The sequence below is a fragment of the Rhodovulum sp. HP10 genome (assembly GCF_047553435.1).
Classification (GTDB): Bacteria; Pseudomonadota; Alphaproteobacteria; order Rhodobacterales; family Rhodobacteraceae; genus Rhodovulum.
Genome location: NZ_CP180201.1, coordinates 4,054,345 through 4,070,099, shown reverse-complemented (window position 1 = coordinate 4,070,099; position 15,755 = coordinate 4,054,345). Strand labels below are relative to the sequence as shown.

Below are 15,755 nucleotides of genomic sequence, written 5' to 3'. Positions count from 1 at the left end.
GATTACTCCGGGTTGATATCCATCATCGCAGTGAATTCGGCCTCGGCCGCGATCTCGCCGCCGACCTTGGCCACACCTTCGAATTTCCAGATCTTGACCTTCTTCGAGCCGCCGCGCTTGACCGTCACATGCAGCTCGAGCACATCGCCGGGAACGACCATCCGGCGGAACTTGCACTTGTCCATTCCCATGAAATAGACCAGCAGGTCGTCATCGGCCAGATCCACCGACTTGCCGACCAGCACACCGCCGGTCTGCCCCATGGCCTCCACGATCAGCACGCCCGGCATGATCGGTTTCGAGGGAAAATGTCCCTTGAAATGCGGCTCGTTGATCGAGACGTTCTTGAGGCCCACGGCGCTTTTGCCGGGGATGATATCCGTGACCCGGTCGATCATGAGAAACGGGTAACGGTGCGGAAGGATCTTCTGGATTTCGTCGATATCAGCCTCAAGGGCCTGGGCGTCGGACATCGGACATGTCTCCTTGCGAGGAAGCGACTGCAAACTGATCACGCGGTAGAGAGCGCAGTAACAACTCCCCCGGCCCGAGACAAGCCGGGCTAATCCCCGCTTTCTGTCGCGCCTGACTGCGGCGCCGGTGCCGGCGCGTCTGCCGACAGCTCTCCGCCAGCCTCCGGTGCGGGATCCGATGGCGAGGTGCCGTCCGCATCCGGCGCATGCCCCTCATCGGGGGTGAAAACGACACGCTCGTCCAGAAGCTCGATCGCCTCATCGGTGATGTCGACCTGACCGGCCGACAGGATCACCGCGTCGCGCGCCAGTACGGCGACCGCGCCGCGCTCGCGTACGATCTCGGCCAGGGCCGGCAGCGCCTTCCGGAAGAACGCCTGCCGCTCTTCCTCGCGCCGCTGGGTCAGCTCGCGGGCCTTGCGGTCCTGGGTCGCGCGAATGGTCTCGACCTTCTGGTCGAAGGCCGCAGCCAGCGGCCGGAACTGCTCGGGCGGCAGATTGGCGCGCCGCTCGGTCAGCGCGCGTTCCTCGGCGACGAGTTCGGCCTCGATCCGGCGGTTCTCGGCGGCAAGCGCTGCGGTCGCGGCCTGAAGCTCCTCCTCGACGGCCTGCCCGGCCTTGCTGTCCTCGAACACCCGGTCCTGATCGAGCGTCAGGATCGGGCTGAGGAAGACCGGGCGATCCTCCTGCGCGAAGGCGCCGGAGGCGGCAAGGCCGAGCAGTGCGGCCAGCACATTCGCCGCGAGACAGCCGCGCATCGGATCAGAACTTCGTCGAGACGGTGAAGTCGAAGTTCTGCACCTTGTCGTAATCTTCCTTGATCACCGCATTCGAGAAGTTGAAGCGCAGCGGCCCGATCGGGGTCTTCCAGAACACCGAAACGCCGACCGCCGAGCGCAGATGGAAGCTGTCATCGATGGCACCCGCATCGTCGAGCCCCCAGACAGAGCCGAAATCGGCGAAGACGCCGCCGGTGATGCCGTATTCGGCCGGCAGGCCCAGCGGGAATTCGGCCTCGAGCCGCGCCACGGCATACATGTTGCCGCCGAGCGCCTCCTTGCCATCGCGCGGACCCAGACCGTTGCCGTCAAAGCCGCGGATCTTGCCGTTGAGGAAATAGCGTTCGGTCACCCGGCTTTTCGAGTTGCCGAGCATCGACATCACGCCGCCTTCCAGTTCGGCGCGCAGAGTGACTTCCTCGTTCCAGACCATCTTCTGGGCGCCGACCAGCGCCGTGGTCTCGATGAATTCTAGATCGCCGCCAAGACCGGCATAGTCCTGGTTGAACTTCAGTACGATGCCCGAATTCGGGTCGAGCCCGCTGCGGCGGGTATCATAGGTGAATCCGTAACCGATCTTGGAATAGGTCTGTCCCGGATCCTCTGCCTCGGCCTGAAGGTAGCTCGACGAGCCCTTGTAATTCTTGAAGGTGTTCTCGCCGATGGCATAGCGCAGCTCGAACCGGCCATTCTCGGAGATCGGGAATTCGAGCGACGGCGCGATCTCGATCTTCTGCGTGGCGTATTTGCTGTCATAATTGCCGCTGTCGGTCTGGGCATAGGTGGCCGCGAAGCGGAACCGGACATTGCGCCCCAGAAAGGCGGGCTCGGCGAAGACGAAGCGCGAGGTCGAGTTGTCGGTGCCGGTGTCGATCCGGAAACTCAGATACTGACCGCGGCCGAGGAAGTTGTTCTCGCTGAACGAAAGCGCGGCCCCGGCCCCGTCGGTCTGCGAATAGCTCAGACCGAAGGAAAGCGACCCGGTCGGCTGTTCCTCGACATTGACATCGATGATCATCTGATCCGGGCTGGTGCCCTCACGCGCCGAGACATCGGCATTCGCAAAGAAGCCGAGCGCGCGGATGCGGTCCGCAGTCTGCCGGACCTGGCGCGGGTTGAAGGGGTCGCCTTCGACGGTGCGGAACTGGCGCCGCACCACCCGGTCAAGCGTGGTCGCGTTGCCTTCGATATCGATCCGCTCGACGAAGACCCGCGGCCCCCTCTCGATCACGAAATCGACATCGAGCGTCAGATCGCGGTCGTTGCGGGTGATGCGCGGGGTGATGCGGATGAAATTCAGCCCCTTCTGGACCGCAAGCCGCTCCATCCGGACGACGGTGTTCTCGATCGCCATCGGGGTATAGGTATCACCCTCCGAGACCTTGGCCGCGGCCAGAAACTCGTCGGGGTCGATCTCGGACAGGTCGGAACTGGCGGTGACGCTGCCGAAATCGAATTTCTGCCCCTCGCGGATATTGTAGGTCAGCAGATAGGCGTCGCGGTTGCGGGTCAGTTCGGGCGTGACCGACAGGACCTGGAAATCGACATAGCCACGGGACATGTAGAAATCCCTCAGCACCTGCTTGTCGAACTCGATCCGGTCGGCGATGAAGGTGTCCGAGCGGATCACGCGCCGCAGGATGCCGGCCTGCTTGGTGCCGAGCGCGCGGCGCAGACGGCCTTCGGAATAGGCCCGGTTGCCGACGAAGGAGATGCGTTCGATCTCGACCACGTCGCCTTCGACGATCTCGAACACCAGATCGACGCGGTTCTCAGACCGCTCGATGATCTTGGGCGTGACCGTGGCGGCGATACGACCGGACTGCTCATAGGCGGCGATGATGGCGGCGACATCGGCCTCGGCCGTGGCGGGCGAATAGACCCGGCGCGACTGGGACTGGATGATCTTCTGCAGATCCTCGTCCTTGATCCGGGCATTGCCCTCGAAGCTGATGCGGTTCACCGTCGGGTATTCGGTCACCTTGATGACAAGCGTCCCGCCCTGCGGCACCAGTTCGACGGATTCGAAGAGACCGCTGCCGACAATGGCCTGATAGGCATCGTTCAGCCGCGCGGCCGAGATGGTCTCGCCCTTGGCGATATCGGCATAGGTGGCGACGGTCGAGGCATCGACCCGCTCATTGCCTTCGACCCGCACATTGGAAAAACTGTAGCTCTGCGCAAGGGCAAGCTGCGGCAGCCCCGCGCCGAGCCCGACGGCCAGCGCGACGGCCGAGAAGGCGAGGTTTCGAGCCCCCGGCCCGGTGCCGAGAAATCCCTGCGAAGCTTTGGTCATGTGCCCGTCCCAAGGTGACGCTTTGTTTCCGCCTTGCTAGCCCGCGGACGGGGCTTTGTCAAAAGGCCGAGGACAGGAAAATGACCGAAGATTGCCGCCCCTTGCGCAAAGCAAGGGCCTGAAAGCCAGCGCGCTCCCGGGGCGCGATTGTCGCCCCGCCGCCCCGGCGCGCTTCGTCCACTGCCCGGAGCTGGCCCGCGCCATGGGCGCAGGGCCTGTTTCATCCGCATCGCTTGCGCCTGCGCCGCAGGCCTTATTCACGCCACAGAGAGAGAGAGAGAGAGAGAGAGAGAGAGGCCGATCAGCCCCCCGCATTGTCTGGCGGGGCGCTGTCAGGGGCAGAAGATGTCGTTCGTAAGCGCGAAGACCATCAGCCCGATCAGCAGCGCGAGCCCCGCGGCCATCAGAACCCTCAGCGCCTTGTCGCTGGGCGGGCGGCCGACCACGGCCTCATAGGCGTAGAAGACCAGATGCCCGCCATCGAGGACCGGGATCGGAAACAGGTTCAGAAGCCCGACCGCGGTCGAGAGCATGGCGATGAACCAGACGAAGCTCTCCAGGCCCTGACTGGCCGCCGCCCCCGAGGATTCGGCGATGCCGAGCGGCCCCGACAGGTTGCACGAGCTGATCTTGCCCGCGATCATGTGGTAAAGGCCCGACAGGCTCGACTGGACGATGAAGCCAAGCTGCTCGGCGCCATAGGACAGCGCCTCGAGCGGGCCCGCCATCCGGGTCGCGGGCTCGAAGGCCAGCCCGCCGGTCATCCCGATCAGCCAGCGCGTCTCGAATCCGCCCTCGGCATTGGGCATGTCCATCCGCTTTGGCGTCAGCGAAAGGCTCAGCGTCTCGCCATCGCGCCAGACGGTCAGATCGATCGGCGCGCCCTCCGAGGCGGTCACCACGTCCTGCAACTGGCTGAAGGCGCGGATCGGCTGGCCATCGATGGCGGTCACGACGTCGCCCACCTTCAGCCCCACCTCCTTCGCGGCCGATTTCGGCTGGATCGCCGAGACCACCGGCGGGAAGGGATAGGGCCCCGCGACCTCCTGCTCGACGCCGTCGCGGCGCAGAAGATAGGCGGTTTCGCTGTCCATCGGCAGCTGTGCCACGGCGTCGTAGAAGGCATTGAAATCGGGCGTCGCGCGGCCGTCGAGCGCCAGGATCGTGTCGCCTTCGCGCAGCGCGGATTGCTCGGCGGGCAAGGGGGTCAGCTTGCCCACCGTCGGCGGTTCGATCGCGACCCCGCCGACAACGGCCAGCATCGCGAAGACCGCGATCGACAGCACGAAGTTGAAGACCGGTCCCGCCGCCACCGTCAGCACCCGCGCCCAGAGGGGCGCGCCATGCATGGTATGGCGCCGCTTCTCCGGATCCATCGCGTCGAGGGCCTCGGCATCCTTGCCGCTGGCCCCGTCGGAATCGCCCCAGAAGCGCACATAGCCGCCCAGCGGCAGTGCCGCGATCTGCCAGCGGGTGCCGTGCCGGTCGACCCGCGAGGCCAGAACCGGCCCGAACCCGAGCGAGAACACCTCGGCCCGGATCCCGGTCCAGCGGCCGACGATGTAATGGCCGTATTCATGTACGGTGACGATCACCGACAGCGCCACGATGAAGGCGACGATGGTGAAGGCGGCATTCCCGAAAGAGGGAAACAGCGAAGCGATATCCAATGACTTCCAGCCTTGTTCTGGTTCAGTTCGGCATCGACCGGACGGTCCGCGCGGCCTCTTCCCGTGCCAGATGGTCCACCCGCAGCACGTTCTCAAGGTCGAGCTCCGAATTCATCAGAGCGGTATCGGCGGAAAGCCGGTCCAGGACCGCGGCCACCACGTCGGACATCTGGGTGAACCCGATCTCGCGCGCGAGGAAGGCGTCGAGCGCAGCCTCCTTGGCCGCATTGAACACCGCCCCGGTCATGCCGCCGGCCTCCATCACCTCGCGCGCAATCCTGAGCGCGGGCCAGCGCGTCTCGCAGGCCGGACGGAAGCTGAGCTGGCCGATCCTGGCCAGATCGAGCCGCTCGACCGGGAGCGCCCGGCGCTCGGGCCAGTTCAGCGCATAGCCGATGGCATGGCGCATGTCATGCGGTCCGACATGGGCCATGATCGCGCCGTCGCGATAGCCCACCATGGCGTGGATCAGGGATTCCGGGTGGACCAGAGCCTCGATCTTCGAAGGCGCGATCCCGAAATATTCCTTGGTTTCAATCAGCTCCATGCCCTTGTTGAACATGGAGGCGGAATCGATGGTGATGCGTCGCCCCATCGACCAGTTCGGATGCGACGAGGCCTGCTCGGGCGTGGCCCCGGCCAGATCCTCGATCGGCCAGTCCCGGAAGGCGCCACCCGAGGCGGTGATGATCACCCGCTCGACCGCGTCCACATCCTCGCCCAGCAGCGCCTGGAACACCGCCGAATGCTCGCTGTCGACCGGCAGCACCCGTGCCCCATGGGCCTTGGCAGTCCCAAGCAGCAAGGGCCCGGCCGCGACCAGGCTTTCCTTGTTGGCCAGCGCCAGCGTCGTGCCATGTTCGAGGGCGCGCAGCCCCGGTGCCAGCCCGGCAAAGCCCACGATGGCCGACATGAACCAGTCGGCGGGGCGGGCAGCCGCCTCGATCAGCGCGGCCGGACCTGCCGCCGCCTCGACCTCCGAGCCGGCCAGGGCGGCCCTCAGATCGTCCAGACAGTCGTCGAAGGCGGTCACGGCCAGATCGGCCTTCAGCGCAATGGCCTGCTCGGCCAGGCGTTTCACGTTCCGACCGCCGGTCAGCGCGACGATATCATAGGCCCCGGCCCCGCCCTGCCGGGTCAGAAGGTCGATGGTGTTCTCGCCGATCGAGCCGGTCGCACCGAATACGGTGATCCGCCGTCTTTGCATGCCGTTCAGAACCTCACTTCAGGGACATAGACAAGCTGAGCCACCAGAAGCATGAACAGGGAGGCGCCCAGCAGACCGTCGAACCTGTCGAACAATCCGCCATGGCCGGGCAAGAGCGAGGAGCTGTCTTTCACGCCGACGCGGCGTTTTAGCGCGCTTTCGGCGGCATCGCCCATCTGGCTGGCGAAGGACAATGCCATCGAGATCCAGGGCAGATCGGGACCCGCCGTGGTGAAGCTGAGGAAGATCAAACCGATCAGCATCGCTGCGAACCAGCCGCCCAGAATCCCCGACCAGGTCTTCTTGGGGCTGACCTTCGGCCAGAATTTCGGCCCGCCGATGAAACGGCCCGCGAAATATCCCGCAACATCGGTCGCGATCACCACGAGGATCAGCCAGACCAGCCAGACGATGCCGTGATCGGCGCGGAAGCTCGCAAGCCCGTAGCCCGTGACCAGCATCGCCATCGCGAAGGCCAGATAGATGCCGCGATCGCGTGGCAGTTGCCAGGCGCCGATCACGCAGGGAATGGCCAGAAGCGGGAAGGCCGCATAGGGGGGCAGAAGCCAGGCGACCATCACCGTGGCGCCCGAGACCAGCGCCATCTGGATCGGCAGCCGTCCGGCCGCGCCGGGCACCATCATCCGCGTCAGTTCCCAGACCATCGTGCCCGAGACCAGCGCCGCCAGCCCGGTGAACCAGACCCCGCCCAGCCAGACCGCCAGGATACCAATGGTCGCCATCACCACTGCCGACCCGAGACGGGGCAGCAGATCTTCCCAGGACCCACCCGAAGCCATCAGCTCAATACCGCTCCATAGCGCCGCTCGCGCGTGCCGTAATTGCCGACGATCTCGGCGAAATGCGCCGCCGTGAAATCGGGCCAGAGCACGGGCGTGAATTCATATTCCGCATAGGCCGACTGCCACAGCAGAAAGTTCGAGATCCGCGCCTCGCCGGAGGTCCGGATCACCAGATCGGGGTCGGGCAGGAGGCAGGTGTCGAGGAAATGCGCCAGCGTCTCGGCATCGACATCCTCGGGATCGAGCCGCCCGGCCGCCACCTCGCGCGCGAGCCGCTTGGTGGCACGCGCAACCTCGTCGCGGCCGCCATAATTGATCGCGACCGTCAGGTTCACCAGATCGTTGCCGGCGGTGAGCTCTTCCAGCGCATGCATCATGCCGACCAGCTTGGGATCGAGCCGGTCGCGGTCGCCGATGAAGCGCACCCGCACGCCCTTTTCCAGAAGCGCCGTCGCCTCCTTCTGGATGTAGCGGCGGAACAGCGTCATCAGGCCCGTGACCTCGACCTGGGTCCGGCGCCAGTTCTCGGTCGAGAAGGCGAAGATCGTCAGGTAGCGGATGCCGAGATCGGGGCAGGCCTCGACGATCTCGCGCACCCGGCGCGCCCCGGCCTGATGGCCGAAGAGACGCGGCCGGCCGCGCATCTGGGCCCAGCGGCCATTGCCGTCCATGATGACGGCGACATGGGCGGGCCCGCTCTGGTTGCTGTCCTTCGCGGCCACGCCGCCCCCTTTCCGCCCCTGCGGGACCGATTGCAGTCAGACCTGCATGATCTCCTGCTGCTTGGTCTCGAGCGCCTTGTCGACCTGGGCGATATACCTGTCGGTCAGGGACTGGATCTCGTCATGCCAGATCTTGTTGTCATCCTCGCCCATGCCGGCCGCCTTGGCCTTCTTGAGCTGCTCCATGCCGTCGCGGCGCACGTTGCGCACGGCCACGCGGGCCTGTTCGGCATATTGGGCCGCGACCTTGGTCAGCTCGCGGCGGCGCTCTTCGTTCAGCTCGGGGATCGGCAGCATGATGATGGTGCCGTTGGTCTGCGGATTGATCCCGAGACCCGATTCCATGATCGCCTTCTCGACCTTGTTCACCATCGACTTGTCCCAGACATTGATGGTGACCATGCGCGGTTCGGGCACGTTGACCGTGCCCACCTGGTTGATCGGGGTCGGCGTGCCATAGGCCTCGACCGTGACGGGGTCGAGCATGCTGGCCGAGGCGCGCCCTGTCCGGAGCGAGGAAAACTCGTGCTTGAGCGACGCCATCGCGCCGTCCATCCGGCGGGTCAGGTCGTCAAGGTCGATATCCAGCTCGTCTTCCGCCATGGTCTTTCTTCCCGTTGCCTCGTGGTGTCGCGTGTTTTGGTTGCTATACCGCTATCCGTGCACGATTGTATAGGTGCCTTGCCCGGCAAGGATGCCGCGGAACCCGCCCGGCTCGTCCAGGCTGAAGACGATGATCGGCAGGTCGTTGTCGCGCGCCAGAGCGATCGCCGAGGCATCCATCACCTTGAGATTCTTCACCAGACAGTCGTCATAGCTGATCTCGTCATAGCGCACGGCATCGTCATGCTTGACCGGGTCCTTGTCATAGACCCCGTCGACCTTGGTGCCCTTGAAGATCGCCTCGCAGGCCATCTCGTTGGCGCGCAGCGTCGCGGCGGTATCGGTGGTGAAATAGGGGTTCCCGGTGCCCGCGGCGAAGATGATCACCCGCTTCTTTTCCAGATGGCGGACGGCGCGGCGGCGGATATAGGGCTCGGCCACCTCATCCATCCGGATCGCCGAGACCACCCGGCAGAAAACGCCCATCTCCTCCAGCGCCGACTGCATCGCCAGCGCGTTCATCACGGTCGCCAGCATCCCCATGTAATCGGCGGTGGTCCGCTCCATGCCCTGTGCCGAGCCCTGCAGCCCGCGGAAGATGTTGCCGCCGCCGATCACCATGCAGATCTCGACGCCGAGATCGCGCACCGCCTTGACCTCGCGCGCGATGCGCTCGACCGTCGGCGGGTGAAGACCATAGCCCTGATCGCCCATCAGAGCTTCGCCGGAGATTTTCAGAAGCACGCGGTTATAGGCCGGCTTCGGTTGATCGGCGCTGCCGTCGCTCATATGGTCTGCCTCTGTTTTCAGGAATGTCAGTCGGGCGGCACCATGTCGGAAAAGCGGGGCGGGTTCAACGCCCAACAGGCCGGAACCGGGGCAGCAGGGCTGCCCGATCTCGACCCGGCGCGGCCGGTCCTGATCGCGGGGCCGACCGCCAGCGGCAAGTCGGCGCTGGCGCTGGCCATCGCCGGGGCGCAGGGCGGCGTGATCGTCAATGCCGATGCGCTGCAGGTGTTCGAGGGCTGGCAGGTGCTGACCGCCCGCCCCACGCCCGACGAAGAAGCCAGCGTGCCGCATGCGCTTTACGGCCATGTCCCCTTCACGGCGGACTATTCGGTCGGCCACTGGCTGCGCGATCTGGCGCCCCTGTTGCAGGGCCCCGAACGCCCGATCGTGGTCGGCGGCACCGGGCTTTACTTCACCGCGCTGACCGAGGGTCTGGCCGAGATCCCGCCGACCCCGCCCGAGATCCGGGCCGAGGCCGACCGGCGTCTGGCCGCGGAGGGGCCTGAGGCGCTGCTGGACGCGCTCGACCCCGCCACGCTGGCGCGGATCGACCGGCTGAACCCGGTCCGGGTCCAGCGCGCCTGGGAGGTCCAGCGCGCAACCGGCCGCGGGCTTGCCGCCTGGCAGGACGAGACCCCGCCCCCGCTCCTGCCCCTCGCGGCCGCGCAGCCCCTGGTGATCGAGGCCGGCCGCGACTGGCTGAACGCCCGGATCGATGCGCGCTTCGAGCGGATGATCGCGGAAGGCGCGCTGGAGGAAGTCCGCGCCAACCTGCCCCGCTGGGATCCGGCGCTGCTGTCGGCCAAGGCCATCGGCGCGCCCGATCTGGTGGCATATCTGCATGGCGAAATCCCGCTTGCCGAGGCCGTGTCGTCCGCCAAGACCGCCTCGCGCCAATATGCCAAGCGACAGCGCAGCTGGTTCCGCTCGCGGCTGGGAGGCTGGCCGCGCTGGCCTGCGGGCTGAACCGCCCTTCCCGGCCGGGCACGCTTTACCGGCCCTCCGAATCGGACCAAGATCGGCGCGCCAGACGCCTTGCGCGCCCTTGCACCCGGGATTTTCCTTTATGTCGCTGTTCTCCGAACTTCGCCTGGTTCCGTTCTCGCGCCTGACCAATGGCAGCCGGTGGCGGGTCGAGGCGATGCGGAGCTATTCCGCGCCGCAACTGCTCTGGATCACCAAGGGTCAGGGCCGGATCACCGTCGGCGGCGTCACCCGGGGCTATGGTGCCCATAACGCCGTGTTCATCCCGGCGCACACCATGCATGGCTTCGAGATGACAAGCCAAGTCTACGGCACCGGCATCGTCTTCGCCGATCTGCCCGCTATCGAGCTGCCAGACAGGCCGCATCACCTGCGCATCCGCGACGGCGCGGTGCAGGCCGAACTGACGTTTCTGGTCGAGAGCCTGCAGCGCGAGCTCGAGGGCAGACGGCCCGAGGCCCGGCGCGCGATCCGGCATCTGGCGGGGCTGGTCTCGGTCTGGCTCGACCGCCAGATCGCCCTGGACGAGACCGCCACCGGCCGCCCGGATCCGGCGCGCCGGCTGGCCTCGGGCTTCGCCGCGCTGGTCGAGAAGGAATTCCGTTCGGCCAAGTCCGTTTCGGACTATGCCGCCGCCCTCGGCGTGACGCCCACCCATCTGACGCGGGTCTGCAACCGCACCTGCGGGCGCAGCGCCTCCGAACTTCTGGCCGAACGCAAGATCAGCGAGGCAAGGCGGCTTCTGGCCGATACCCGGGCCCCGATCAAGGAGATCGCCTCGGCGCTCGGCTATACCTCGCCCGCCTATTTCACCCGCGCCTTCCAGGCCCGGGCGGGCGCCTCGCCAAGCCGGTTCCGCAAGGGGCACTGATGCAGCGGCCCCATCGGCCCCGCGACAGGGGACAGCCGGTCGCGCCCGGGCGCGACCGCCTCCCCGCGCACGGCGGCTCCCGGCTCCGAAGCCGAGACTTGCATCGCGGCGGGATGTCGTCTTTGCTGAGCCATATGCCGTGAAATGGCCGGACGCCGGGAAGGTCCGGACGATCGCGGCGCCCCATCCCCGCGCGCGGGCCGCGCGCGATCAGAGCCCCGGCGCGCGGCCCGCGCGCGATCAGAACCTCAGCGTGCGGCCAGCACGCGGCCGGGCCAAGCCGGACCGGCCCCTCGCGCCAGGTCCGGCGCATTCGACAGGGAGATCCGAGCCATGACCACGCCGTCCGACCGCCCCGACCAGCCCCATCCGGCCGCAGAGCTTTATGCGCGCGAATATCGCGCGGGGCTGATGGACCGGCGCGAGTTTCTCGGCCGGGCGACGGCGCTGGGCCTGAGCGCGGGTGCAGCCTACGGGCTGATCGGGCGGCCCGCGCCCGCCCGCGCCCAGCCCGCGCCCCGTCGCGGCGGCACGCTGCGGATCCAGATGGATTGCCGCGCGCTTTCCGACCCGCGCACCTATGACTGGTCGGAAAAGGCCAACGAGACACGCGGCATCGTCGAATACCTGGCCGAGCTGAACCCCGACGGCACGCTGCGCCCGATGCTCTTGGAAAGCTGGCAGGCCAATGAGGACGCCACCGAATACACGCTGAAGCTTCGCCCCGGCGTGACCTGGAACACGGGCGAGGCCTTCACCGCCGAGGATGTGGCAGCAAACCTCGCGGGCTGGTGCGACAGCTCGGTCGAGGGCAATTCCATGCCCTCGCGGATGGCGGCCATGGTCGAGAACGGCCAGGCCGCCGAGGGTGCCATCGAGATCGTCGACGCGCTGACCGTCCGGCTGCACCTGCTGCGCCCCGACGGCACGCTGATGTTCGGCATGGCCGATTACCCGGCCGCGGTGATGCATCGCGACTGGATCGGCACCTCGGTCGCCGATCACGGCATCGGCACCGGCGCCTACATGTTCGAGGAGTTCAAGGTCGGCGAGCGCATCGTGCTGGTCCGCAATCCCGGGCACAGCTACTGGGGCGACGGCGCCTGGCTCGACCGGGTCGAGTTTCTCGACTACGGCACCGACCCGGCCGCCTGGCTTGCGGGCGCCGATGCGGGCGAGTTCGACATGACCTACGAGACGGTGTCGGATTTCATCGACATCTTCACCGCGCTGGGCTGGGTCGAGAGCACGGTCGGCACCTCCTCGACCGTGGTGATCCGGACCAATCAGGAGGCCGAGATCGGAGGCGTCCGCCCCTATGCCGATCCGCGCGTGCGCCGGGCGCTGGCACTGGCGGTCGACAATGCGGTGCCGCTCGAGTTGGGGATCTCGGGACGCGGGCGGGAATCGCGCAACAACTTCCATGTCACGCCGGGGGTGCATCCGGACTATGCCGAGATCGAGGCCCACCGGCAGGACATCCCCGAGGCGCTCCGGCTGATGCAGGAGGCCGGGATGACGGATTACGAACACGAACTGATCTCGATCGATGACGATTACCGCAAGAACACCACCGATGCCGTCGCCGCACAGCTTCGCGATGCCGGCTTCAAGGTGCGGCGGACGGTGCTGCCCGGCTCGACCTTCTGGAACGACTGGACCAAATATCCGTTCTCCTCGACCAACTGGAGCCATCGCGAGACCGGCATCCAGATGCTGAACCTCGCCTATCGCTCGACCGCGGCCTGGAACGAGACCGGCTTCCGCAATGCCGAATTCGACGCGCTGCTGGACGAGGCGACCGCCATTGCCGACGATACCGCGCGGCGCGCGGTGATGGCGAAGCTGGAACGGATGATGGTCGAGGAGGGCGTCGCGATCATCCCCTATTTCCGCTCGCTCTACCGCCATGCCCGCGAGGGCGTGCTCAATGCCGGGATGCATCCGAAATACGAGATCAACATCCATCATCTGGGCTGGGCCTGATCCGGAGCGATGGCCGGGGAAGGCACACAGGCCGGACTGGCCGGTTTCATCCTGAGGCGTCTGGGCGGTCTGGCGCTGAGCGCGCTTTGCATGAGCTTCCTCGTCTTTCTGCTGACCAATCTCGCGCCCAATCTCGAGAAGCTCGCCAAGACCCAGGCCGGCACGCGGATCACCGATGCCGAGGTCGCGGGCTGGCTCGAGAAGAACGGCTATGCCGAACCGATGCTGAGCCGCTATGGCGAATGGCTGGGCGTGCTGCCTGCGGCAACCGCGACCGATGCGGCGGGACAGGTCCTGGGCGGACGCTGTCTGCGCGGCCATCCCGGCCTCGCGCCTGCGGCCGTCCCGCGCTTTTGCGGCATATTGCAGGGCGACTGGGGCTATTCGACCAAGTTCCGGCAGCCGGTGGCCGGGGTGATCGCCGAGCGGCTGAAGCGGACCGGGGTGCTGATGGGCTGGGCCTTCGCGGTAATGGTTCCGCTTGCGCTGGTCATCGGGGTGCTGGCGGGCATGCGCGAGGGCTCGGCGCTCGACCGCGGGCTGTCGACGGTCTCGATCGCCACGACCTCGACGCCGGAATATGTCTCGGGGGTGATTTTCGTCGCACTCTTCGCTTCGTCCATGGTCGGGCTGAAATGGTTCACGGGCTCGGCGAAGTCGGCGGTCGACGGGGTGACCTTCCGGAACTTCACCCTGCCGGTCGTGACGGTGGCGCTTTACGGCATGGGCTATATCGCCCGGATGACGCGGGCCTCGATGGCCGAGGTGATGACGGCGCAATATATCCGCACCGCCCGGCTGAAGGGGCTGAGCTTTCGCGCCGTGGTGCTGCGCCACGCGCTGCGGAACGCGCTGATCGCGCCCTTCACGGTGATCATGCTGCAATTTCCCTGGCTTCTGACGGGGGTGGTGATCGTCGAGGCGCTGTTCGTCTATCCGGGCTTCGGCGATGCGCTGGTCCAGGGCGCGCAGAACAACGATATCGACCTGTTGCTGGCGATCTCGGTGGTGGCGGTGACCGTGGTGCTGGCAACCCAGCTTCTGTCCGATATCGGCTATGCGCTCCTGAACCCGCGGATCCGCGTGGCATGAGAGGGACGGGATGGAGCGGCTGAGCTGGACCGGTGGCCTCGGCGCCTGGCTGGTTCCCGTACTCGGGGCCGCACTGATTGCCCTGGCACTGGCGGCGCTGGCCCATCCGCTGGCGCTGCTGGCCGCGGGCCGAGGCGGCGGCGCTGGGCCGGAGGCCGCGCGAACCGGGCCGGGCATCGCGGTGCGGGTGACGGGCGGGCTCTTGCGGCTGTCGCTCCGGGCGGTTGCGGCGGTGCTCGTGGCATTCCTGATCGGAGGGATCCTGGCGCCGCCCGAGGCGAAGGGCATCCTGGGGCGGATCGCGACCCGGCTCTGGCCGGTCTGGCTGTCGCTGGGGGCGAGCTTCGCGCTGATCGCCCTGTTTCGGCGACGGCTCGGGCTGCTCGGCCACCTGCTGGCAAATCCCGCCGGTGCCGTCGGGCTCGGGCTGGTGCTGTTCTGGGTCTTCGTCGCGCTTTTCGCCGGTCAGATCGCGCCCTTCGACCCGGTCACCGACGTGATCGCGGGCATGAAGAACAAGCCCCCCGGCACCCCCCTGCCCGGTTCTGACGGCACGGCCTATGGCTATTATCTTCTAGGCGGCGACGCGCTTGCGCGCGATGTCTTCTCGCGCGCGGTGAGCGGCGCGCGGGTGGTGCTGGCGATTGCGCCCGCCGCGACCGTCTTCGCCTTCATGGTGGGGATCACGCTCGGGCTACCAGCCGGCTATCTCGGCGGACGCCTGGATGCGGGCCTCACCTTTCTTGCCAATCTGGTACTGGCCTTCCCGGTGATCCTGCTCTTCTTCCTGCTGGTGACGCCCGAGATCGTGGCGATGGGCGTGCCCCGCTACATGGCGGGGGTGCTGTTCCTGTTCCCGCTGATCTTCCTGACGATCCTGTGGAATTCGCGCTTCCGGACCCGGCCGCGCCTTTGCGCAGGGCTGATCGCGGCGACGCTGGCGCTGGGCGGCTGGCTTTATGCCGGGCTCGCCTGGAGCGCCGATCCGCTGGGGATCCTCGCCTTGCCCCCGGGGGTGCTGATCGTCTTCGTCTCGGTTGTCTTCGTCAATGCGCCGTCGGTGTTCCGGATCATGCGCGGCCTGACGCTCGATCTGCGCGCCCGCGATTACGTGGCCGCCGCGCAAACCCGTGGCGAGGGGGCGTGTTACATCATGCTGTGGGAGATCCTGCCCAATGCGCGCGGGCCGCTCCTTGTCGATTTCTGCCTCCGGATCGGCTACACCACCATCCTGCTCGGCACGCTCGGCTTCTTCGGTCTCGGCCTGCCCCCCGAGAGCCCCGACTGGGGCACCTCGATCAATGCCGGCCGGGGTCTTCTGCAATTCGTGCCATTTCCACCCCTGGTGCCCGCCATCGCGATCATGAGCCTGGTTCTGGGCCTGAACCTGCTTGCGGACGGGCTCCGCGAGGAAAGCCTGAAGGAATGACTCGATGACGAATTTTCGTCGAAAATTCGCGCCCCATACCGGGCGGATCGG

Annotated in this window: 14 protein-coding genes; 5 read left to right on the top strand and 9 right to left on the bottom strand. The window is 66.8% G+C overall.

The window, feature by feature from the left end; translation table 11 throughout:
• Positions 1-2: 2 nt before the first annotated feature.
• The 9 genes from fabZ to pyrH all read right to left on the bottom strand — a co-directional run bounded on the left by fabZ (position 3) and on the right by pyrH (position 9,342).
• A complete protein-coding gene (fabZ, locus tag ACK8CO_RS19085; RefSeq protein ID WP_080616399.1) occupies positions 3-473 on the bottom strand; it encodes a 3-hydroxyacyl-ACP dehydratase FabZ in 471 nt (156 codons plus the stop codon).
• 89 nt (positions 474-562) lie between these two features.
• The gene (locus ACK8CO_RS19080; protein WP_414897669.1) at positions 563-1,231 is read right to left on the bottom strand and encodes an OmpH family outer membrane protein; all 669 of its coding nucleotides are present in this window, start codon (positions 1,229-1,231) and stop codon (positions 563-565) included.
• A gap of 4 nt (positions 1,232-1,235) precedes the next feature.
• The gene (bamA, locus tag ACK8CO_RS19075; protein ID WP_414897668.1) at positions 1,236-3,548 is read right to left on the bottom strand and encodes an outer membrane protein assembly factor BamA; all 2,313 of its coding nucleotides are present in this window, start codon (positions 3,546-3,548) and stop codon (positions 1,236-1,238) included.
• A gap of 332 nt (positions 3,549-3,880) precedes the next feature.
• The gene (rseP, locus tag ACK8CO_RS19070) at positions 3,881-5,218 is read right to left on the bottom strand and encodes an RIP metalloprotease RseP (protein WP_080616402.1); all 1,338 of its coding nucleotides are present in this window, start codon (positions 5,216-5,218) and stop codon (positions 3,881-3,883) included.
• Positions 5,219-5,240: 22 nt separating this feature from the next.
• The gene (dxr, locus tag ACK8CO_RS19065; RefSeq protein ID WP_414897667.1) at positions 5,241-6,425 is read right to left on the bottom strand and encodes a 1-deoxy-D-xylulose-5-phosphate reductoisomerase; all 1,185 of its coding nucleotides are present in this window, start codon (positions 6,423-6,425) and stop codon (positions 5,241-5,243) included.
• A 5-nt stretch (positions 6,426-6,430) separates the two neighbouring features.
• The gene (locus tag ACK8CO_RS19060; RefSeq protein ID WP_080616404.1) at positions 6,431-7,225 is read right to left on the bottom strand and encodes a phosphatidate cytidylyltransferase; all 795 of its coding nucleotides are present in this window, start codon (positions 7,223-7,225) and stop codon (positions 6,431-6,433) included.
• Positions 7,225-7,950 carry a polyprenyl diphosphate synthase gene (uppS, locus tag ACK8CO_RS19055; protein ID WP_369822774.1) on the bottom strand — a complete coding sequence of 242 codons (726 nt, stop codon included), beginning with the start codon at positions 7,948-7,950 and terminating at the stop codon, positions 7,225-7,227. Before uppS ends, ACK8CO_RS19060 begins: the two co-directional genes overlap by 1 nt.
• Before the next feature lie 36 nt (positions 7,951-7,986).
• Positions 7,987-8,553 carry a ribosome recycling factor gene (gene frr / locus ACK8CO_RS19050; protein WP_080616405.1) on the bottom strand — a complete coding sequence of 189 codons (567 nt, stop codon included), beginning with the start codon at positions 8,551-8,553 and terminating at the stop codon, positions 7,987-7,989.
• 51 nt (positions 8,554-8,604) lie between these two features.
• A complete protein-coding gene (gene pyrH, locus ACK8CO_RS19045) occupies positions 8,605-9,342 on the bottom strand; it encodes a UMP kinase (protein WP_042461993.1) in 738 nt (245 codons plus the stop codon).
• Between the two features lie 42 nt (positions 9,343-9,384).
• Here pyrH and miaA point away from each other — a divergent pair, with 42 nt between their 5' ends.
• The 5 genes from miaA to ACK8CO_RS19020 all read left to right on the top strand — a co-directional run bounded on the left by miaA (position 9,385) and on the right by ACK8CO_RS19020 (position 15,704).
• A complete protein-coding gene (miaA, locus tag ACK8CO_RS19040; RefSeq protein ID WP_414897666.1) occupies positions 9,385-10,308 on the top strand; it encodes a tRNA (adenosine(37)-N6)-dimethylallyltransferase MiaA in 924 nt (307 codons plus the stop codon).
• 100 nt (positions 10,309-10,408) lie between these two features.
• The gene (locus tag ACK8CO_RS19035) at positions 10,409-11,197 is read left to right on the top strand and encodes a helix-turn-helix domain-containing protein (RefSeq protein ID WP_414897665.1); all 789 of its coding nucleotides are present in this window, start codon (positions 10,409-10,411) and stop codon (positions 11,195-11,197) included.
• A gap of 333 nt (positions 11,198-11,530) precedes the next feature.
• Positions 11,531-13,183, top strand: coding sequence for an ABC transporter substrate-binding protein (locus tag ACK8CO_RS19030; protein WP_414897664.1), 1,653 nt, complete (start codon positions 11,531-11,533; stop codon positions 13,181-13,183).
• 36 nt (positions 13,184-13,219) lie between these two features.
• Positions 13,220-14,275, top strand: a complete 1,056-nt coding sequence (locus ACK8CO_RS19025; protein ID WP_414899049.1) for an ABC transporter permease — start codon at positions 13,220-13,222, stop codon at positions 14,273-14,275.
• Between the two features lie 10 nt (positions 14,276-14,285).
• On the top strand, positions 14,286-15,704 hold the full coding sequence (locus ACK8CO_RS19020) for an ABC transporter permease (RefSeq protein WP_414897663.1): 1,419 nt from the start codon (positions 14,286-14,288) through the stop codon (positions 15,702-15,704).
• Positions 15,705-15,755 lie beyond the last annotated feature (51 nt).